Source organism: Pseudomonas sp. Irchel 3E19 (assembly GCF_900187585.1).
Taxonomy (GTDB): Bacteria; Pseudomonadota; Gammaproteobacteria; order Pseudomonadales; family Pseudomonadaceae; genus Aquipseudomonas; species Aquipseudomonas baetica.
Window position 1 is genome coordinate 77,064 of the sequence record NZ_FYDT01000002.1, and the last position, 20,769, is coordinate 97,832.

The window sequence follows — 20,769 nt, forward strand, 5'->3', positions numbered from 1 at the left end:
ATGCACGATCTCGAACTGACTGAAGAGCAAGTGATGATCCGCGACATGGCCCGGGACTTTGCCCGTGGCGAAATCGCGCCCCATGCGCAAGCCTGGGAAAAGGCCGGGTGGATCGATGACGCCCTGGTGTCAAAGATGGGTGAACTGGGTCTGCTGGGCATGGTCGTCCCTGAAGAATGGGGCGGCACTTACGTCGACTACGTAGCCTATGCGCTGGCGGTGGAAGAGATTTCCGCCGGTGATGGTGCGACCGGTGCGTTCATGAGCATCCACAACTCCGTTGGCTGCGGCCCGGTGCTCAACTACGGCAGTGAAGCACAGAAACAAACCTGGCTGGCGGATCTGGCCAGCGGCCAAACCATCGGTTGCTTTTGCCTGACCGAACCCCAGGCCGGCTCCGAAGCACACAACCTGCGCACCCGCGCCGAACTGCGTGACGGCCAATGGGTGATCAACGGCGCCAAGCAATTTGTCAGCAACGGCAAACGAGCGAAACTGGCGATCGTGTTTGCGGTGACCGATCCGGATCTGGGCAAGAAAGGCATTTCCGCGTTTCTGGTGCCGACCAACACCCCAGGTTTCATCGTTGATCGCACCGAACACAAGATGGGCATCCGCGCCTCCGACACCTGCGCGGTGACGCTGAACAACTGCAGCATTCCCGAGGCCAACCTGCTGGGTGAACGCGGCAAAGGCTTGGCCATTGCCCTGTCCAACCTTGAAGGCGGACGCATCGGCATTGCCGCGCAAGCGTTGGGCATCGCCCGTGCGGCGTTTGAAGCGGCGCTGGCGTATTCCCGTGATCGGGTGCAGTTCGGCAAGCCGATCAACGAACACCAGAGCATCGCCAATCTGCTGGCCGACATGCACATGCAATTGAACGCAGCGAGACTGATGATCCTGCACGCGGCGCGGCTGCGCACGGCGGGCAAGCCGTGTTTGTCGGAGGCTTCGCAGGCCAAATTGTTCGCCTCGGAAATGGCCGAAAAGGTCTGTTCGTCAGCGATTCAGATTCATGGCGGGTATGGGTATCTGGAGGACTATCCAGTCGAGAAATACTACCGCGATGCGCGGATTACCCAGATCTATGAAGGGTCGAGCGAGATTCAGCGGATGGTGATTGCCCGCGAACTGAAAAACTACCAGCTCTAACCCTGAAGGAGCTGTCGAGTGGAACGAGGCTATGATCTTTTGATCTGGCCTCAAAAGCTTCGCGAGCAGGCTCGCTCCCACAGGAGATTTGCGTACAACGCAGAACCAATGTGGGAGCGAGCCTGCTCGCGAAGGCGTCAGCCGGGGCGACGCATCACTTACCGGTAAACTCCGGCGCACGCTTGGCCACAAACGCCGCCATGCCTTCCTTCTGATCCTGCGTGGCAAACGCCGCATGGAACACCCGGCGCTCGAAGCGCACGCCTTCCGTCAAATTGACCTCGAACGCACGGTTGACGCTTTCCTTGACCATCATCGCAATCGGCAGCGACTTGCTAGCGATTACTGCGGCCACCTTCAGCGCTTCATCGAGCAATTCATCACTCGGTACGATCCGCGCGACGATGCCACAACGTTCGGCTTCCACCGCATCAATCAAGCGCCCGCTCAAGCACATTTCCATGGCCTTGGCCTTGCCCACCGCACGGGTCAGGCGCTGGGTGCCGCCCATGCCCGGCAAGACGCCGAGGTTGATTTCCGGCTGGCCGAATTTGGCGTTGTCGCCGGCCAGAATGAAGTCGCACATCAACGCCAGCTCACAGCCGCCACCCAGGGCGAAGCCGTTGACTGCAGCGATGATCGGCTTACGGCGGTTGGCCACACGGTCGCTGTCGCTGAACAGATCATCCATGTAGATCTGCGGGTAAGTCAGGTCGGCCATTTCCTTGATGTCGGCACCGGCAGCGAAGGCTTTTTTTGAACCGGTGATGACGATGCAACCGATATTCGCATCGGCCTCCAGACCATCAAGCGCGGCGTTCACTTCGCTGACCAGTTGCGCATTCAGGGCGTTCAGCGCCTGCGGCCGGTTGAGGGTGATCAGGCCAACGCGGCCGTGGGTTTCCAGCAGAATCGTTTCGTAAGTCATGAACAAAATTCCTTCTCAAAGATTGCGCGAAATAACCATGCGCTGAATATCACTGGTGCCTTCATAGATCTGGCAGACACGCACGTCGCGGTAGATGCGCTCCAGCGGGAAGTCGTTGAGGTAACCGTAACCGCCAAGGGTTTGCAACGCCATCGAGCAGACCTTCTCGGCCATTTCCGAGGCAAACAGCTTGGCCATGGAAGCCTCGACCAACGCCGGTTGGCCGCTGTCACGCAGGGCCGCTGCGTAATGCACCATCTGCCGGGCGACGGCGATTTGCGTGGCCATGTCGGCCAAACGAAAAGCCACAGCCTGGTGCTCAATGATCGGCTTGCCAAAGGTGTCACGCTCACGGGCGTAGTCACGCGCCGCTTCGAACGCGGCGCGGGCCATGCCCACCGCTTGCGAGGCGATGCCGACGCGCCCGCCTTCAAGGTTGGCCAGTGCAATCTTGTAACCTTCGCCCTCCTCGCCCAATCGGTTGGCCACCGGGACTTTGACGTCTTCGAAGAGGATCTGGCAGGTGTCCGAGGCGTGCTGGCCGAGTTTGTCTTCGACGCGAGCGACCTTGTAGCCCGGCGAATCGGTCGGCACGATAAACGCGCTGATCCCGCGTTTGCCGGCACTCGGGTCGGTCACGGCAAACACGATCACGATTCCGGCGTTTTGCCCGGAGGTGATGAACTGTTTGCAGCCATTGAGCACGTAGTGATCGCCTTCTAGACGAGCGCGGGTTTTCAGGCTGCTGGCATCGGAACCGGCTTGTGGTTCGGTGAGGGCAAACGCGCCGAGCATCGCGCCGCTGGCCAGCGGCTTGAGGAACCGGTCGCGTTGGTCGTCATTGCCGAACTTGAGGATCGGCACGCAACCCACCGAGTTGTGCACGCTCATGATGGTCGAGCAAGCACCGTCGCCAGCGGCGATTTCTTCCAGGGCCATGGCGTAGGCCAGGTAGCCGGTGTCACACCCGCCCCACTGCTCCGGCACGAGCATGCCGAAGAAGCCCAACTCGGCCATCTCGCCGATGGCCTCTTTCGGGAAGCGGTGCTCGCGATCCCACTCGGCGGCGAACGGCTTCAGGCGTTCCTCGGCAAACTGCCGGGCCATGTCGCGGATCTGGGTTTGGTCTTCGTTGGGAATCATGGTGAATCCTTAAATCCGGGTTACAACACAATCCCCTGTGGGAGGGGGCTTGCTCCCGAAAGCGGTGTGTCATTCAGAAGTAATGTGACTGACACGGCCTCTTCGGGAGCAAGCCCCCTCCCACAGGGATCAGAGCGTGTTCAGTAGAGGCATTCCACGGCCATGGCCGTTGCCTCACCGCCGCCAATGCAGATCGCCGCAATCCCGCGTTTCAACTTTCTTTGGCGCAGGGCCGAGAGCAGTGTCACCACAATCCTTGCGCCCGAGGCGCCGATCGGATGGCCCAAGGCACAAGCGCCGCCGTGCACATTGAGCTTGTCGTGAGGAATTTCCAGGTGAGTCATCGCCGCCATACCGACCACAGCAAACGCTTCGTTAACCTCGAACAGATCAACGTCGCCCAGCGACCAACCGGTTTTCTTGATCAGCTTCTTGATCGCACCAATTGGCGCCACCGGGAACAGGCCCGGGGTATCTGCAAACGCGGCGTGGCCATGGATCACCGCCAGTGGTTTCAGACCGAGTTTTTGCGCCTGCGACTGACGCATCAGCACCAGCGCCGCTGCGCCGTCGGAGATCGAACTGGAGTTCGCCGCCGTCACCGTGCCACCTTCGCGGAACGCCGGTTTCAGCGAGGCAATCTTGTCCAGTTTGGCCTTCGGCGGCTGTTCATCATGGCTGATCAGTACCTGCTCTTTACCGACGGTTACGGTCAGCGGGACGATTTCGTCCTTGAAGCTGCCGTCCTTGATCGCCTGCTGAGCGCGGGTGGTCGAGGCGATGGCAAACGCGTCCTGCGCTTCGCGGCTGAAATGGTTGGTTTCGGCGCAATCTTCGGCGAAAGTGCCCATCAGCCGACCCTTGTCGTAGGCGTCTTCGAGGCCGTCGAGGAACATCGAATCGAGCACACGGCCGTGGCCCATGCGATAGCCGGCGCGGGCACGATCCAGCAGATACGGTGAGTTGGACATGCTTTCCATACCACCGGCGATCACCACGTCGGCGCTGCCGGCGATCAGCATGTCGTGGGCCAGAATGGTGGTTTCCATGCCCGAGCCGCACATCTTGTTGACCGTGGTGCAGCGCGTCGATTTATCCAGACCGGCGCCCAGGGCCGCTTGCCGTGCCGGCGCCTGACCAAGGCCAGCGGGTAGTACACAACCGAGCAGCACTTCATCAACCGAATCGCTGGCAACACCGGCGCGTTCAACCGCCGCTTTGATGGCGGCAGCGCCAAGCTGAGGCGCGGTGAGGCTTTTCAGTTCGCCCTGAAAGCCGCCCATCGGCGTGCGAACGGCGCTGACGATGACAATCGGATCGTTGGAAATAGTCATGACAAATCCTCCTTACTTGGCGGCCATGCGCAAGGCACCGTCGAGACGGATCACCTCACCGTTGAGCATGCTGTTTTCGATGATATGCCGAACCAGCGCAGCGTATTCGGCAGGCTTGCCCAGGCGCGGCGGGAACGGTACGCCGGCCGCCAGCGAGTCGCGCACTTCCGGGGTCATGCCGGCCATCATCGGGGTTTCGAAAATGCCCGGGGCGATGGTCATTACGCGGATGCCGAAACGTGCCAGCTCACGGGCGGCCGGCAGGGTCAGGCTGGCGATGGCACCTTTCGACGCCGAGTAGGCTGCCTGGCCAATCTGACCGTCGAACGCCGCCACCGAGGCGGTGTTGATGATCACGCCGCGCTCGCCGTCGGCATTGGCTTCGCTTTCGGCGATGGCCGCAGCGGCCAGACGCAGCATGTTGAAGCTGCCAATGAGGTTGACGTTGATCACCTGAGCAAAACTGGCCAGTGCGTGCGGGCCGTTTTTGCCGAGGATTTTTTCGCCACGGACGATGCCGGCGCAGTTGACCAGACCGTTGAGGCTACCGAACGCCTGGACAGTCGCTTGCACAGCGGCTTCGGCGGCGGCTTCGTTGCTGATGTCGGCGACGACGCTTTGCGCGCCCAGACGCTGGGCCTGAGCGGCCACCGCATCGGCGTTCATGTCCACCAGCATCACTTTGGCGCCGGCATTCACCAGCAATTCAGCGGTGGCCGCACCGAGGCCGGAGGCGCCGCCGGTGACGATAAAAACCTTGTTCTCGATCTGCATGACTGTTTTTCCTGGATTCAAGCTGAAACGTTTTTCACCGCGGCCTCTTGAGCCTTGGCGATTTCCTGGTTGCGCAAGATAAAGCGCTGCAATTTGCCACTTGGGGTTTTGGGCAATTCGCTGACAAATTCGATTTCACGCGGGTAAGAATGCGCGGCGAGACGCTTGCGCACGTGCTGGCGCAGTTCTTCGGCCAGCTCCGGCGCAGCGCGGTATTGCGCGCTGAGCACGACGAAGGCTTTGACCAGTTCGGTGCGTTCCGGGTCCGGTTTGCCGACCACCGCCGCCTCGACCACAGCCGGGTGTTCAATCAGCGCGCTTTCGACGTCGAACGGGCCGACGCGATAGCCGGATGTGGTGATCACATCGTCGCTGCGGCCGACGAAGCTGATGCTGCCGTCCGGGTTCCATTCCACGGTGTCGCCGCTCAGGTAATAGTCGCCGACGAAGGCTTTGGTCGGCGCGCCTTCGTAACCGCCGAACCAGCACATCGGCGACTTCGGCCGGTCGATGGCGAGGATGCCGGGCTGGCCGACACCGAGTTCGTTGTATTGGTCATCGAGTACGACGATGCGATGGCCCGGCGAAGCGAAACCGGCGGCGCCGATGTGAACCGGGTGGTCGATGCCGTGGTGGTTGCACAGAACCATGCCCAGTTCGGTCTGGCCATAATGGTCGTGAATGACCACATCGAGGTTGTCGGCGAACCAGCGGATCACTTCCGGGTTCAGCGGCTCGCCGGCGCTGCTGACGATGCGCAGCTTGCCCTTGATCGATTTGGCGAACTCGTCACCGCCCGCGATCAGCAGACGATAAGCGGTCGGTGAGCCGGTGAGATTGGTGATGCCATATTTGTTGATTACCCGGCAGGTGCTTTCGAGGGTAAACGGGCCATCGTAGAAGGTGATCGGGTGGCCCATCGACAACGGGCCGGTCACGCCGAAATAGATGCCGTAGGCCCAGCCCGGATCGGCGACATTCCAGAAAGCATCTTGCGGGCGTAGATCAACGGCATCGCGGGTGTAGCTCTGGAACGCGACGATGGCTTTGAGCGGCACCGACAGCGCTTTCGACGGACCGGTGGTGCCCGAGGTGAACATCAGCAGGAACGGGTCTTCGCCGGTCAGCAGCACCGGTTCGCAGGCATTGGAATAATTGGCCAGTTCGGCCCAGAAACTGAAATCGCCCCGGACAATGCCCTGGCCCTTGGCGCCGCCGACGGTGACCAGTGTCGGGCAGTTGGCGACCTCAGCAAGTTTGGGCCGGTTGACCGCGTCGGTCACCACCACTTTGGCGCCGGAACTGTTCAGGCGATGTTCGAGTGCCTTGGGGCCGAACGCGGTGAACAGCGGTTGATACACCGCGCCGATGCGCCAGGTGGCGAACACGGTGATGAGCAATTCGATGTTGCGCGGCAGCAGGCCGGCGACCTTGTCGCCCTTCTGCACGCCCTGAGCGAGGAGGAAATTGGCGAAACGCGCGGTTTTGTCCTGCAATTCATTGAAGGTGTACGAGGCACTGGCGCCATCGCGCCCTTCCCAGAACAGCGCGATGCGCCCCGGCAATGCATGGCGGTCGCAACATTCGACGCAGGCGTTGAGCGCTTGAAGCGTACCGCTGAGTGCGGCATCCACGGTGTGCTGATAGTTGAACTGTGCGGTGGCAGACAAGTAATCGCGCATTGCCAGAATCCCTCTGTGTTTTTATTAGGTTGGGGAACCGTAAACAACAGAGGGATAGTCGCGCTGAGCGGGGTTTGGGGCAATGGTCAAAGCCATCAAAGTGGCTGACTGGTTTGGCCAAGCTCTGGCAAATGTGCTGCCCGTAGCGGCCTCTTCGGGAGCAAGCCCCCTCCCACAGTTTTGAGATGCACTCCACTGTGGAAACAGGCCAGCTCCCTCAGCTTCAAATGCATTCCCCAGTGGAAACAGGCCAGCTCCCTCAGTTTCAAATGCATCCCCTGTGGAAACAGACCAGCTCCCTCAGTTTCAAACGCATCCCCTGTGGAAACAGACCAGCTCCCTCAGTTTCAGATGCACTCCCCTGTGGAAACAGACCAGCTCCCTCAGCTTCAAATGCATTCCCCTGTGGGAGGGGGCTTGCTCCCGAAGGCGTCGGGCCGGGCGACGGATGATCTGGATCAGACCGCCTCGTTGAGGATCAGCGTGCGATAGTGGCCGGGATTGGACCCTGACCATTTGCGGAACGCCTTATAGAACGAACTGGCATCGGCAAATCCCAACCGACTGGCAATCTCGACGAAACTGATCGAAGGCTCCGCCAGCCAGATAATTGCCAATTCCTTGCGCACACTGTCCTTGAGCCCTTGATACGTCTGCCCTTCCTCCGCCAAGCGCCGGCGCAATGTCGAGGCGGACATGCACAGTTGCTGCGCCAGGGTTTCAGTTTCCGGCCACTGCTCCGCGGGTAACTGACGCAAATCCTGTTTGATCCGGCTGGCAAGGCTTTGCGGGTCGCGGTACTTGACCAGAATGTTGGCCGGTGCATGGGCCAGGAAGCGTTTCAATTCCTCGGCAGTGCGCTTGATCGGCAGATCCAGCACATCGGCGGCGAAGATCATCCGTGTGCGCGGTCGGTCGAACCGCAGGTTTTCCGAGAACATCACCCGGTAATCATCGGTGAAGTCCGGTTCCAGGCAGCGCAACTCAATGGCCAGAATCGGAATCCGCCGCCCCGCCAGCCAACAGGCGACGCCATGGACGATCATCCAGTAGGTGAAATAGGTGAAGGCGCGGCGAGGTTCGGGGTCGTCCTCCAGCAGGACGATTTCCGCCAGACTTTGCTGGTGCAGCAATTGCGCCGGCAGGCGCTCGAGCATCAATGACAGGAAGCTCAGGCCAGTGCTCAAACTGGCCGCGAGCGTCGATTGCGCCATGGCGCTGCGGCAGAGGAACTCAAGGCTGCCCGACTTGAGCTTGCGCGGATCCATGCCGAAAAACTCGTCATCGCCGCGTCGGGCCAACAAACGCCAGAGTTTGGCGTACTGCGAGGCAGGCACCCGACCGTGTTCGGTTTGCAACAACGCCGGATCAATCCCGACCTTGCCCAAGACTTCTTCCATTGCCACGCCCGGGGCACAACTTTGCAGCAGCGCTTCACGCACCAGTTGCACGGCGATGGTGTCTTTTTCCGACATGGAACTCGGTGATTCCTGTTGTTTTTGAGTGGCAGGCATCTTACCCCAAACCCGACACAGTTCCCTTGTGGGAGCGAGCCTGCTCGCGAAAACAGTGGCACAAGCAAAGAGATGTCACCTGATACGCCGCCTTCGCGAGCAGGCTCGCTCCCACAGGTATCTGTGCGGGGCAAAAAACAGGTTGTTCAGCTTGCGTTCAGGTTTATGTCAATGATTGTCATGTGAGAATGACTTTCATTATGTTACAACTTGTAACTCTGCAAATGACCTACTGGATGCCGAATGCTCGTTCCCTTTCTGATCATGCTGCGCGAAGGCATTGAAGCCGCGCTGATCGTTGGCATTATCGCCAGCTACCTGCAACAGACCGGCCGAGGCCAATGGATGCCAGCCGTGTGGATCGGTGTATTTCTCGCCGCAGCACTGGCGCTGCTGGTCGGTGGTGGTCTGGAACTGGTCAGTGCCGAGTTCCCGCAAAAACAGCAGGAACTGTTCGAAGGTATCGTCGGGCTGGTGGCCGTGGGGATTCTCAGCTCGATGGTGTTCTGGATGCGCAAGGTCGCACGCTCGATCAAGCATTCGCTACACGCCTCGCTGGACGAAGCCCTGACCTCTTCCAGACACCAGGTTATCGCGCTGATCGCCATGGTGTTCTTCGCCGTTGCTCGCGAAGGCCTGGAAACGGTGTTCTTCCTGCTCGCAGTGTTTCAGCAAAGCGAAGGCCCGGGTGCGCCGATCGGTGCCCTGCTCGGCCTGATTCTGGCCATCGTCGTCGGCTTCCTGATCTACACCGGCAGCATGCGCCTGAATCTTTCGGCCTTTTTCAAATGGACCGGGCTGTTCATTCTCGTCGTGGCTGCCGGGATTCTCGCCAACTCGGTGCAGGCGCTGCATGAAGCCGGGCTGTGGAATCACCTGCAAACCGTGCTGTTCGACGTCAGCGCGACGCTGCCGATGGATGGCCCGCTAGGCTCGGTGCTGGCCGGCATGTTCGGTTACCAGGATGCGCCAACCGTCAGCACCCTCGGCGCGTATCTGATCTACCTGGTGGTGGCACTGGTGATGTTTTTCCTCCCGGCGCCAGCGGCCAAACCCGCCGCGCAATCGAATTCCGTTTCCAGCCAATAAGGGCACCCATGTCAAAGCCTAATACCCCTCAGGCCTCGCCTCCCCGCGCCTTGCGCTGGGCAGTGGCCGGTTCGGTGGTCGTGATGATCGCCGCCGGCGGCCTGTTCTACTACGCCTCGCAACTGGCCGCGGCCAAACGTCAGCACAACCGCGACGAAGTGGTGGTCAACATTCATCCGGGCAGTTGCGAGCCCAATGCACTGACTGTACCCGCTGGCCGCGCCAGTTTCCGCATCGTCAACCGTTCCGAGCGGGCGGTGGAATGGGAAATCCTCGACGGCGTGCTGGTGGTTGAAGAGCGCGAGAACATTGCGCCAGGCTTGAGCCAGGTGATCAACGCCAACCTGCAACCCGGCGACTATGCGATCACGTGCGGCCTGCTGAGTAATCCGCGCGGCACTTTGCACGTGACACCGACGGCAGCCTCCGACGCTGCAGCCAAGGCCAAACCGTCGATGGTCGCCTTCGTCGGGCCGTTGTCGGAATTCCGTGTGTATCTGGCCAGCCAGGGCAGCGCATTGATCAAAGCCGTGACCGCGCTTGATCAGGCAATCGCCAGCGGCGACTTGAGCCAGGCGCAGGCGGCGTACCTGCCGGCGCGTGCGGCCTATCAACGTCTGGCCCCGGCGGCGCAGCGTCTGGCCGAACTGGATAACAGCATCAACGCCCGCGCCGATTACTTCGAAAAACGCGAGCAGGATCCAGCCTTTGTCGGCTTCCACCGGATCGAGTACGCACTGTTCCAGCAACGCAAACTCGACGATCTCGCGCCCGCTTCTCAGCGCCTGCTGACCGACGTCACCACACTTAAACAGCAATTGCTCGCCCAATCGCTGCCTCCGGAGCAACTGGTCAACATCGTCGTGCGCAACCTCAACACCCTCGCCGACGTGCGCGCTGCCAGCGGTGAAGAAGAACGCTACAGCCACAGCGACCTCAACGGTTTCGCCGCCAACCTGCAAACCGCGCACAAAGTTGTCGATCTGCTCAGACCGATGCTGAGCAAATCCGCCGCCGACCTGTTGCCGACAATCGATCAGGCGTTGGCGGACGTCGACACCCGACTGAACAGCTTCAAGGTCAAGGACGGCTACGCCAGCTACGACTCTGTCAGCGGCGAACAACGCAAACAGATCGCCGACAAGGCTCAGGCCCTGGCCGACGCACTTGATGGCATCGATCCAGCCCTCGGCCTCTCCGGCCTGTAAGCAGAAGACGAGTACCGATGAACGATTCAGAACAACTCAACTTGCAACGTCGCCGCGTGCTGATGGGCATGGGTGCTGCCGGTGTCGCCCTTGCCGGATCGGCCCTGAGCTGCCCGGCCATGGCCGCCGCAACGGCGCAAGTCACCGAAGCGCCAAGCAGTGACAAAACCGAAGACCGCCACGACTTCCACGGCGTGCATCAAACCGGCATCGTCACCCCGCGCCCGGCGTCGGGCATGCTGGTGGCGTTCGACGTACTGGCCAGTGATCGCGAAGACCTGGAGCGGCTGTTCCGCACGCTCAACGAGCGCATCGCGTTCCTGATGAAGGGTGGTCCGGTCGCACAGATCGATCCGAAGCTGCCGCCGCCGGACTCCGGCATCCTCGGCCCGGTGGTCACCCCGGACAACCTGACCATCACCGTATCGGTGGGCGAGTCGTTGTTTGATGAGCGTTTCGGTCTGGCCGAGGCCAAACCCAAGCGCCTGCAACGCATGGTCGGTTTCCCCAACGATGCGCTGGATGCCGATTGCTGCCACGGCGACCTGAGCTTGCAGTTCTGCTCCAACACCGCCGACACCAACATTCATGCCCTGCGCGACATCGTGAAAAACCTGCCGGACTTGCTGTTGGTGCGTTGGAAACAGGAAGGCAGCGTGCCGCCACAAGCCCCGGTAAAACCTGGTGTGCCGGCGCAGTCGGCGCGCAACTTCCTCGGTTTTCGTGATGGCTCGGCCAACCCCGACTCCAACGATGCCAAAGCCATGGATAACATCGTCTGGGTGCAACCGGGCAGCGACGAACCCGCGTGGGCGGCCCACGGCAGCTATCAAGCGGTGCGGATCATCCGTAACTTCGTCGAGCGCTGGGACCGTACGCCTTTGCAGGAACAGGAAAGCATTCTCGGCCGGGTCAAAACCACCGGTGCGCCGATGGGAGGAGCTCAGGAAAGCGAAGTCCCGGACTACAGCAAAGACCCAGAGGGCAAGCTGACCAAACTCGACGCACATATTCGTCTGGCCAATCCGCGTACTGCCTCGAGCCAGGCCAACCTGATCCTGCGTCGGCCGTTCAACTACTCAAACGGCGTCAACAAGAACGGCCAGCTCGACATGGGCCTGCTGTTCATCTGTTACCAGGCCGACCTGGAAAAAGGCTTCATCACCGTGCAGACCCGCCTCAACGGCGAACCGCTTGAGGAATACCTCAAACCGGTCGGCGGTGGTTACTTCTTCACCCTTCCGGGGGTCACGGGCGACAAGGACTTCATCGGTCGCTCGCTGCTCAACGCCACACCACCGAAAACCGCGGCATAAAACAATCCCGACTCTGGAGCCCCCCATGAAAAAGACGCCACTCGCGTTACTGCTGACCCTTGGTTTGCTCAACACCCCGCTGTCGGCATTCGCCGCCACCGCGCCGCTGGATCTGGTCGGGCCGGTGTCGGACTACAAGATCTATGTCACCGAACAGCTCGATGAACTGGCCAGCCACACCCAGCAGTTCACCGACGCGGTGAAGAAAGGCGATCTGGCCACCGCGCAAAAGCTCTACGCGCCGACCCGCGTCTTTTACGAGTCGATCGAGCCGATTGCCGAGCTGTTCAGTGATCTCGATGCGTCCATCGACTCCCGTGTCGACGACCACGAAAAAGGCGTGAAAGCTGAAGACTTCACCGGTTTTCACCGCATCGAATATTCGCTGTTCTCGGAAAAGAGTACCCAAGGCCTGGACGCACTGGCGGATGGCTTGAACAAAGACGTCAAAGACCTGCAAACCCGCGTCTCCGGCCTGACCTTCCCGCCGGAGAAAGTGGTGGGCGGCGCTGCTGCGCTGCTGGAAGAAGTCGCCGCGACCAAGATCTCCGGCGAGGAAGATCGCTACAGCCACACCGACCTCTACGACTTCCAGGGCAACATCGACGGCGCGAAGAAAATCGTTGATTTGTTCCGCCCGCAGATCGAGCAGCAGGACAAGGCGTTTGTAGCGAAGGTCGACAAAAACTTCGCCACGGTGAACAAGGTTTTGGCCAAGTACAAGACCAAGGACGGTGGCTTTGAAACGTATGACAAGGTCAAGGATAACGACCGCAAGGCGCTGGTTGGGCCGGTGAATACGTTGGCGGAAGACTTGTCCACGTTGCGTGGCAAGTTGGGGCTGAACTAAGACTGTGTAGCATCCAGGCGGGCCCCTTCGCGAGCAAGCCCGCTCCCACATGGAAAAGCATTCCAACTGTGGGAGCGGGCTTGCTCGCGAAGGCCTTATCAGCCGCAATACATAATTCTGATTTAGAGAATTCGGTACAGCAACCGCTCGATCCGCACCCGACTCACGCGCTTGAGAAACTTCGCCACCCCGCTCGGGTATTCCGGCAGCGTCTCCAGGCTGTTGAAACTGTCGATCCGCAGGGTATGGCGGAAGATCTCCTCCAGCTCCTTGGCCCGAGGTTCCAGCCATTCTCCCTTCGGATCATCAATCAACAGTGCGTTTTCCAGATCGAGACGGAACGCCCGTGGATTGAGGTTGTTGCCGGTCAGCAAGGTATAGCGCTGATCGACCCACATGCCCTTGAGGTGATAGGTGTTGTCGCCATCACGCCACAGATGCAGGTTCAACTGACCGCTGTCGATGTTGCGCTGATGCCGCTTGGCGAAACGGCGCAGACTGATCTCGTACAAGTACGGCAGCGCGGCGATCACCTTGAACGGCTCACTCGGCGGGATGTAGAAGTCGTTGGCGGTCTTGTCGCCGACCACGATGTCGATCTTCACCCCACGGGCCAGGGCGCGGTTGATCTCGCGGATCACCCCCAGCGGCAGGTTGAAGTACGGCGTGCAGATGGTCAGCTGCGTTTGCGCACTGGCGATCAATTCAAGAATTGCCCGGTTCAACGGGTTGTTCTTGCCCACACCCAATAATGGGCTGACCGACAAACCTTCTCGGGCGGTGGTGCCGGCGCTGGTGTCATAGGTCGCGTATTTGAGACGGCTGCGCAGATCGCCGATGTCGTTACGCAGGCTGCGCGTGGTCGGCAGATTAGGCAGATCGAGGCGGTGCACCGCTTTCGATTCGATCAGACCATGCTTGACCAGGTGATGCATCGAGTCCGCCAGCTCAGGGCTGTGCAGCACGTGATAGCGGTCGAACCGGTATTTGTCGAACTTGTGCAGATAGACGTTGTTCAGGCTCGCGCCGCTGTAGACCACGCAATTGTCGATCACGAATCCCTTCAAATGCAGAACGCCGAACAATTCACGGGTCTGCACCGGTACGCCGTACACCGGCACTTCGCTCTCGTGAGTGCGGGTCATTTCCTGATACCACGCCGAGTTGCCCGGCTGCTTGCCGGCGCCGATCAGACCGCGCTGGGCACGCAGCCAGTCGACCACCACAGCGATTTCAAGCTCGGGACGCTTGAGTTTGGCGGCGTGCAAGGCATCGAGAATTTCCTGACCGGCTTCGTCTTGCTGCAAATAGAGCGCAACGATGTAGATGCGCTGGGTCGCCGTGGCGATTTTCTCCAGCAGGCTACGACGGAACTCGGCGGCGCCGGACAGAATGGTCACGGCCTCGGCGGTCAGCGGAAAGCTGCGCAGTTTGGGCAGCAGAGAACGTTTGAAAAGCAACGGCATAGGGCTCGCAATGGGTCGAATCCGAAGAACCCGAGAGCTTACACCATCGCATCCTTCGGGTCTTGTTAGTGTCTGTAAAGCCCCCTTCGCGAGCAAGCCCGCTCCCACATTTGAAATGCGTTTTCCTGTGGGAGCGAGCCTGCTCGCGAAAGCCATTTCGAAATCAACGCTTGACCAAGGAGAACAATCGTTCTACTTTTTCACCCATGAACGAAATCACTAGCAACGACACACGCGACATCATCCTCGATGTCACCGAAAAACTGATCTACAAAAGTGGCATCGCTGCCACCAGTATGGATCTCCTGGTGAAAACCGCCGGCGTCTCGAGAAAAAGCATTTACCGTTATTTTGCGGATAAAGACCAACTGGTCGCCGCCGCCCTGCAACGCCGCGACATCCGCTGGATGCACTGGTACCGCAACGCCGTCGATCAGGCCGAAACCCCGGCCGATCGCCTGCTCAACCTGTTTACCGTACTCAAGGGCTGGTTCGCTTCGGAGGGTTTCCGTGGCTGTGCCTTCATCAACACCAGCGGCGAAACCGGCGATCCACAGGACCCGGTGCGCCAGGTCGCCAAAGACCACAAACAGAAACTGCTCGACTACGTGTGCGAGCTGAGTACCGAACATGGCGCCGAGGACCCGCAACTGCTGGCCAAACAGTTGCTGATTCTGATTGATGGTGCCATTACCGTAGCGCTTGTGATGGGTGACCACAGTGCCGCTGATAATGCGCAATGCATGGCGCGTAAGTTATTGGACCTGTAACGCCTTAATAAGCCTGACCCGTTGTTTAAATGTTGAATTTTATCGGGAGACTGAACATGTCTGCTGCAGCCCAGGCACGTCCGCCATTACCACCCTTCAACCGTGAATCGGCGATCGAGAAAGTTCGCTTGGCCGAAGACGGCTGGAACTCTCGCGACCCGGAAAGGGTGTCGCTGGCTTACACCCTCGACACCCAGTGGCGCAACCGCGCCGAATTCGCCAGTAACCGCGAAGAAGCCAAAGCCTTTCTGACCCGTAAATGGGCCAAGGAGCTGGATTACCGTTTGATCAAGGAACTCTGGGCGTATTCCGACACACGCATTGCCGTGCGTTACGCCTATGAATGGCATGACGATTCAGGCAACTGGTTCCGTTCCTACGGCAACGAAAACTGGGAGTTCGACGAAAACGGCCTGATGTTCCAGCGCTATGCGTGCATCAACGATATGCCAATCAAGGAAAGCGAACGCAAGTTCCACTGGCCGCTGGGCCGGCGTCCGGATGATCACCCAGGCCTGTCTGACCTGGGCTTGTAGCCAACACAGATCCTATTGTGGGAGCGGGCTTGCTCGCGAAGGCGTCGTGTCAGCTAACCTTTATGTCACTGTCACACCACTTTCGCGAGCAAGCCCGCTCCCACAGTGGATAGTGTTTCAGCCTCAAGTTCGCAAACGAGCGGCAACACGCGCTTGCCTCTTCTTCGGTATCACGGGCAAGGCCCGGTTTTATTGATTTTCAGGGTAATCAGGGTGCTTTGCTGGAGGGTGTTTTGTCGGCTGGGTGTTGGGGGGGGGGGGGCAACAGTTGATTGTCGGTGCCTGAGCGGGCCCCATCGCTGGCAAGCCAGCGCCCACAGGTTTTCGTACTGATCGCAACATCTGTGTTCACTGCAACGCCTTGTGGGAGCTGGCTTGCCAGCGATGGCATCAGACGGGTCGCCGCAACACTTGGAAATGAGTAACATGACCGCCCTCCCCGCAGCTCATGTTCTGCGCCCTGCCGAATAAGCCGATTCCATGCCTTTCGAACTCAGCGTTGACCTCACCACCCTGGCCATTCTGGCCCTTGTAGCGTTCGTTGCCGGTTTCATCGACGCCATCGCTGGCGGTGGTGGTCTGTTGACCACCCCGGCCCTGCTGACGGCCGGCCTGCCGCCGCATCTGGTGCTGGGCACCAACAAACTCAGTTCGACCTTCGGCTCGGCGACCGCCAGTTTCACCTTCTACCGGCGCAAGCTGTTCCATCCCCGGCAGTGGGTTCACGCGATCGTCGGCACGCTGGTCGGCGCACTCACCGGTGCCATCGTCGCGCACTATCTACCAGCAGAGTGGCTGAACAAAATGCTCCCGGTGATCGTCTTCGCCTGCGGCCTGTACCTGCTGTTCGGCGGCACGCCAAAAGCGCCGCTGGACAGCGACGCTCCAATCAAAAAGAAATGGCAATCGACCCAAGGCTTCAGCCTCGGTTTCTACGACGGCGTGGCCGGCCCCGGCACGGGCGCGTTCTGGACCGTCAGCAGCCTGCTGCTCTACCCGATCGATCTGGTCAAGGCCAGCGGCGTGGCGCGCAGCATGAACTTCGTCAGCAACATTGCGGCGCTGTCGGTGTTCGTATTTTCCGGGCAAGTGGACTGGATCATCGGCCTGAGCATGGGCCTGTCGGTAATGGTCGGCGCATTCTTCGGGGCGCGCACCGCAATCAGCGGCGGCGCCAAGTTCATACGCCCGGTGTTCATCACTGTGGTGCTGGGGCTGACCGTGCGCCTAGCCTGGCAACACTGGTTCAGCGTGGCCTAAGCGCCGCGCCACGTAGACGTCGATCAGGTAACGGGCAATCGATTTTGCCGCCGGCAACGGCGGCAGATCGTGCACGTTGAACCACTGGGCGTCTTCGATCTCGTCTTCCTGACAAACAATCTCGCCGCCGGCGTATTCGGCATGGAAGCCCAGCATCATCGAATGCGGGAACGGCCAGCACTGGCTGCCCAGGTACTGAATATTCTTCACCTCGATCTGCACTTCCTCGCGCACTTCACGAATCAGGCAATCCTCCGCCGACTCGCCCGGCTCGGCGAACCCGGCCAGCGTGCTATAGACGCCAGTGACGAAGCGCGGTGAGCGCGCCAGCAAGATTTCGTCGCCACGGGTAATCAGCACGATCATGCTCGGCGAAATGCGCGGATAACTGCGCATGTCGCACGGCTGGCAATACATCGCCCGCTCGCGCGGCACCTGCGTCATGGCCTGGCCGCAATTACCGCAGAAGCGGTGCTCGCGAGCCCAGGTGCCAATCTGCGCGGCGTAACCCAGCACTTTGTAGATCGTCTGATCGCCATCGAGCATGAACGCCCGCAAGCCTTTCCAGTTGCAGCCCGGCACGTCGCTGGAACTGCGCAACTCCAGCAGGTACACCGGTTCACCATCAAGATGGCCGATGCCGTGCTCGGCCAGGACTGACAAGTCCTGGCGCTTGAGCCATTCGCGCGGGAACAGCGCGCCGTTGTCATCGAACAGAAAGCCTTCGGGGCTGCGCGCCACGGCCCAGCCGCCGGGTTGATCGGTGTCCAGTACTGCAGTGGTCCAGCGAGATGTCATGGTTTCTCAATCCAGAAATTCGGGTTTCTGTTTGCTCATATGGGCGGCCATGGCCACGCGCAAGTCGGTGGATTGCAACATGGCGGCGTTCCAGGTGGCAACGTATTCGAGACCGTCGTCGATGCGATGGTCGCGCATGTAGCTGATCATTTCCTTGGTACCGGTGACCGCAATCGGCGACTTCGAGGCGATGTCGCGAGCAATGTCCAGCACGCCTTCGAGCAGTGCGTCCTTGTCGCTGTAGACACGATTGACCAGGCCGATGCTGCGCGCTTCTTCAGCGCCGAAGGTGCGACCGGTGTAAGCCAGTTCACGCAGCATGCCGTCACCGATGATCCGTGGCAACCGTTGCAAAGTGCCAACATCGGCGGCCATGCCGATATCGATTTCCTTGATCGAGAACTGCGCGTCTTCGGCGGCATAGCGCATGTCACAGGCCGCGATCAGGTCGATAGCGCCGCCCAGGCAGTAACCCTGAATGGCGGCGATGACCGGTTTGCGGCAATGGTCGACGGCGTTGAACGAGGCTTGCAGGGTGAGGATCTTTTTACGCAGCAGGCGCGCGTTGCGGCCGACATCCTTGCCCAGCTCATTGGCCACGCCGGCGAGCATCATCAGGTCGATGCCGGAGGAAAAGTGTTTACCGTTGCCGCTCAGTACCACCACCCGCACCGCATCGGTGTCGTCGATCCACTGGAAAATCTCGACGATCTCGCTCCAGAACGCGGCGTTCATCGAGTTGATCTTTTCCGGGCGATTGATCTGCACATGAGCGATGTTGTTGACCAGTTCGACGCTGAAGGCAGTGTATTGGGACATGGCAGTGATCCTTTACCGGGCTTGAAATGAGGCCCGAACTATAACAAGGCAGCACGGCGGTGGTTCGGCCAAAAGCAGGACTGACTTAAAGTTGCGTGATTGGGGCGAGAGGCGGCGGTCGATCACCGGCATCGCCGTGGAATTTACGCTTACCTTGAGCAGTCTCTGAAAAGAGCAATGAATAAATGTTCAGTCTGTGGTGTTAGCAATACAAAGCGCTGCATGTTGCCGTGGCGTGATTGGGACTGATACGCGACATTCACTCTGGAGCCTTGCCCATGATTACCCGTTCCGTTATGTTCGCCGCCCCGTTGTTGCTGGTGGCCGCCATGTCCAGTCACCTGGCCTTCGCCAATGGCGATGAAGACGCGCCGGTGCAGAAACCCGAATGCCCGAAGGGCCAGGTCTGGGACAGCAAATCGCAAAAATGCGTGCTGCAAACCAGCAGTCTGTTGCCCGATGCCGACCGCACCGACTACGCCTACCGCTTGGCCAAGGCCGGTCGCTACGAAGAAGCGCTGGCCCTGCTCGACACACTGCACCAACCGAACACCGCCAAGGCCCTCAATTATCGCGGTTATGCCACGCGCAAACTGGGGCGTACCGACGAGGGCATCGGCTATTACCTGCAATCGGTGAAACTCGATCCGCAGTACGCGCAAGTGCGTGAATACCTCGGCGAGGCCTATGTGATCAAAGGCCGCGTCGACCTGGCGCAGGAACAGTTGCTGAAAATCAAATCGATTTGCGGCACCGCCTGCGAGGAATACCAGGACCTGGCCGAAGCCATCAACGATTCATCGAAAACCTGACCATCAACGGAGGCCATCATCGTTAGCGAGCAGGCATTCAGAGCAGAACTGGCACAGCACCTGGCGCGTTTGTGGCGCTACGGTCTGCTGCTATCGCGCAATCGGCACGTGGCCGAGGATCTGGTGCAGGCGACGTGCGTGCGTGCGCTGGAACGTTCAGCTCAATACATCGCCGGCACGCGCATGGACCGCTGGCTGTTGAGTATTTTGCATTCGATCTGGCTCAACGAGGTACGTGCGCGTCGGGTGCGTCACGGCTCGGGCCAGGTCGATGCCGACGGCCCACTGATGTTCGACGGTGAATATGCTGCGCAGACGCATGTCATGGCTGCGCAGGTGATTCGCAGGGTCGACGCGCTGCCCGAAGCCCAGCGCGAAACCGTGTACCTGGCTTATGTCGAAGGCCTGTCCTACCGCGAAGTCGCCGAAATCCTGCAAGTGCCGATCGGCACGGTGATGAGTCGTCTGGCCACGGCGCGCCTGAAACTTGCCGAATATCCCCCCTTGCAAGCCGTCCCGAAAACCACCGGAGGTGACCGCCCATGAACACGCCTTCGGACGAACAACTGGTTGCGTATCTGGACGACGAACTGGCCGTGGAGCAACGCCAGCAGATCGACAGCGCCATCGCCGACGATCCGCTACTCAGCCTGCGCGTGCAGTGGCTGCGCCGCAGCAGCCTGCCCTTCCGTAAGGCCTATGACGAACTGGCACAACAAGCACCGCTTGATCGCCTGCAAGCGCGCCTCGATGTGGTGCCTTCACCCGAGCGTCCGGGCCTGAGCCGACGCTGGTTCATCGGCGGCGCAGCGGCAGCGCTGGTGGCCGGCGGCGTGCTGGCCGACCGTTTGTTCCTCCGCTGGCAGGCGCAGCAAGCACATAACTGGCGCGCTCTGGTCGGCGATTACATGGCGCTCTATGTACCGCAGACGCTTGAGCATTTGCCCACCGACGAGGCTGCCCATCGGGCCCAACTGCGCACCATCGATGCACGCCTGGGGTTAAACCTGTCACCTGCCGGTCTGAAACTGCCCGGTGCCGAACTCAAACGCGCACAGATGCTCGAGTACGACGGCGTGCCGATCGCACAGATTGTTTACCTGGATGCCAGACATGGGCCATTGGCGCTGTGCGTGACCCGTTCCAACAGTGGCAGTCGGCCGTTGACCCATGAGCAGCGCCATGAGATGAACGTGGTGTATTGGACCGAACGCGAACATGCATGGATGCTGATCGGGCATGACGCCGCCGTGGAGCTGGAAGCCAAAGCGAAATTGTTGAGAAGTCGTTTAACCGCATGAAAAAAACGCCTCTATTC

The 20,769-nt window shown here is 60.2% G+C and carries 20 protein-coding genes; 11 read left to right on the forward strand and 9 right to left on the reverse strand.

From position 1 onward, the window contains the following. On the forward strand, positions 1–1,152 hold the full coding sequence (locus tag CKW18_RS01880; RefSeq protein WP_095187193.1) for an acyl-CoA dehydrogenase family protein: 1,152 nt from the start codon (positions 1–3) through the stop codon (positions 1,150–1,152). Between the two features lie 154 nt (positions 1,153–1,306). On the opposite strand, the gene CKW18_RS01885 is transcribed toward CKW18_RS01880, so the two are convergent. From CKW18_RS01885 to CKW18_RS01910, 6 genes are all read right to left on the reverse strand, one after another. After that, positions 1,307–2,080: an enoyl-CoA hydratase gene (locus CKW18_RS01885; protein WP_095187194.1), complete on the reverse strand. Its 774-nt coding sequence runs from the start codon at positions 2,078–2,080 to the stop codon at positions 1,307–1,309. Positions 2,081–2,095: 15 nt separating this feature from the next. Beyond that, on the reverse strand, positions 2,096–3,223 hold the full coding sequence (locus CKW18_RS01890) for an acyl-CoA dehydrogenase (RefSeq protein ID WP_095187195.1): 1,128 nt from the start codon (positions 3,221–3,223) through the stop codon (positions 2,096–2,098). A 140-nt stretch (positions 3,224–3,363) separates the two neighbouring features. Beyond that, entirely contained in the window at positions 3,364–4,557 is a 1,194-nt protein-coding gene (locus tag CKW18_RS01895; protein ID WP_095187196.1) for an acetyl-CoA C-acyltransferase, read from the reverse strand. A gap of 12 nt (positions 4,558–4,569) precedes the next feature. Next, on the reverse strand, positions 4,570–5,331 hold the full coding sequence (locus CKW18_RS01900; protein ID WP_095187197.1) for an SDR family NAD(P)-dependent oxidoreductase: 762 nt from the start codon (positions 5,329–5,331) through the stop codon (positions 4,570–4,572). Between the two features lie 17 nt (positions 5,332–5,348). Further along, positions 5,349–7,013 (reverse strand): AMP-binding protein, encoded by a 1,665-nt coding sequence (locus CKW18_RS01905; RefSeq protein ID WP_095187198.1) that lies wholly within the window; start codon positions 7,011–7,013, stop codon positions 5,349–5,351. A gap of 458 nt (positions 7,014–7,471) precedes the next feature. Then, positions 7,472–8,488 (reverse strand): AraC family transcriptional regulator, encoded by a 1,017-nt coding sequence (locus CKW18_RS01910; RefSeq protein ID WP_095187199.1) that lies wholly within the window; start codon positions 8,486–8,488, stop codon positions 7,472–7,474. Positions 8,489–8,770: 282 nt separating this feature from the next. On the opposite strand from CKW18_RS01910, the gene efeU reads away from it, so the two are divergent. Genes efeU through efeO (CKW18_RS01930) form a run of 4 tightly spaced genes read left to right on the forward strand, consistent with a single transcriptional unit; the run spans position 8,771 to position 12,990 of the window. Beyond that, positions 8,771–9,616, forward strand: coding sequence for an iron uptake transporter permease EfeU (gene efeU / locus CKW18_RS01915; protein ID WP_095187200.1), 846 nt, complete (start codon positions 8,771–8,773; stop codon positions 9,614–9,616). Between the two features lie 8 nt (positions 9,617–9,624). Continuing rightward, positions 9,625–10,824 (forward strand): iron uptake system protein EfeO, encoded by a 1,200-nt coding sequence (gene efeO / locus CKW18_RS01920; protein WP_095187201.1) that lies wholly within the window; start codon positions 9,625–9,627, stop codon positions 10,822–10,824. A gap of 17 nt (positions 10,825–10,841) precedes the next feature. Further along, positions 10,842–12,140 (forward strand): iron uptake transporter deferrochelatase/peroxidase subunit, encoded by a 1,299-nt coding sequence (efeB, locus tag CKW18_RS01925; RefSeq protein WP_095187202.1) that lies wholly within the window; start codon positions 10,842–10,844, stop codon positions 12,138–12,140. 25 nt (positions 12,141–12,165) lie between these two features. After that, entirely contained in the window at positions 12,166–12,990 is an 825-nt protein-coding gene (gene efeO / locus CKW18_RS01930; RefSeq protein WP_095187203.1) for an iron uptake system protein EfeO, read from the forward strand. A gap of 122 nt (positions 12,991–13,112) precedes the next feature. Here the strand turns inward: efeO (CKW18_RS01930) and pssA are convergent, their stop codons facing one another. Next, positions 13,113–14,456: a CDP-diacylglycerol--serine O-phosphatidyltransferase gene (pssA, locus tag CKW18_RS01935; RefSeq protein WP_095187204.1), complete on the reverse strand. Its 1,344-nt coding sequence runs from the start codon at positions 14,454–14,456 to the stop codon at positions 13,113–13,115. 206 nt (positions 14,457–14,662) lie between these two features. Between pssA and CKW18_RS01940 the strand changes: the two genes are divergently transcribed. From CKW18_RS01940 to CKW18_RS01950, 3 genes are all read left to right on the forward strand, one after another. Further along, positions 14,663–15,226 (forward strand): TetR/AcrR family transcriptional regulator, encoded by a 564-nt coding sequence (locus CKW18_RS01940; protein ID WP_095187205.1) that lies wholly within the window; start codon positions 14,663–14,665, stop codon positions 15,224–15,226. A gap of 56 nt (positions 15,227–15,282) precedes the next feature. Continuing rightward, positions 15,283–15,762 (forward strand): nuclear transport factor 2 family protein, encoded by a 480-nt coding sequence (locus CKW18_RS01945; protein WP_095187206.1) that lies wholly within the window; start codon positions 15,283–15,285, stop codon positions 15,760–15,762. A gap of 480 nt (positions 15,763–16,242) precedes the next feature. Further along, positions 16,243–17,022 (forward strand): TSUP family transporter, encoded by a 780-nt coding sequence (locus tag CKW18_RS01950; protein ID WP_095187207.1) that lies wholly within the window; start codon positions 16,243–16,245, stop codon positions 17,020–17,022. Here the strand turns inward: CKW18_RS01950 and nudC are convergent. Continuing rightward, positions 16,990–17,820 (reverse strand): NAD(+) diphosphatase, encoded by an 831-nt coding sequence (gene nudC / locus CKW18_RS01955; protein ID WP_095187208.1) that lies wholly within the window; start codon positions 17,818–17,820, stop codon positions 16,990–16,992. The genes CKW18_RS01950 and nudC overlap by 33 nt on opposite strands. Positions 17,821–17,826: 6 nt before the next feature. Then, the gene (locus tag CKW18_RS01960; RefSeq protein ID WP_095187209.1) at positions 17,827–18,639 is read right to left on the reverse strand and encodes a crotonase/enoyl-CoA hydratase family protein; all 813 of its coding nucleotides are present in this window, start codon (positions 18,637–18,639) and stop codon (positions 17,827–17,829) included. Between the two features lie 278 nt (positions 18,640–18,917). On the opposite strand from CKW18_RS01960, the gene CKW18_RS01965 reads away from it, so the two are divergent. From CKW18_RS01965 to CKW18_RS01975, 3 genes are all read left to right on the forward strand, one after another. Then, positions 18,918–19,451 (forward strand): tetratricopeptide repeat protein, encoded by a 534-nt coding sequence (locus CKW18_RS01965; protein ID WP_095187210.1) that lies wholly within the window; start codon positions 18,918–18,920, stop codon positions 19,449–19,451. 69 nt (positions 19,452–19,520) lie between these two features. Then, the gene (locus CKW18_RS01970; protein ID WP_256586882.1) at positions 19,521–19,997 is read left to right on the forward strand and encodes an RNA polymerase sigma factor; all 477 of its coding nucleotides are present in this window, start codon (positions 19,521–19,523) and stop codon (positions 19,995–19,997) included. Further along, entirely contained in the window at positions 19,994–20,752 is a 759-nt protein-coding gene (locus CKW18_RS01975; RefSeq protein ID WP_095187212.1) for an anti-sigma factor, read from the forward strand. The genes CKW18_RS01970 and CKW18_RS01975 overlap by 4 nt, the downstream gene beginning before the upstream one ends. The last annotated feature ends 17 nt before the right edge of the window (positions 20,753–20,769 follow it).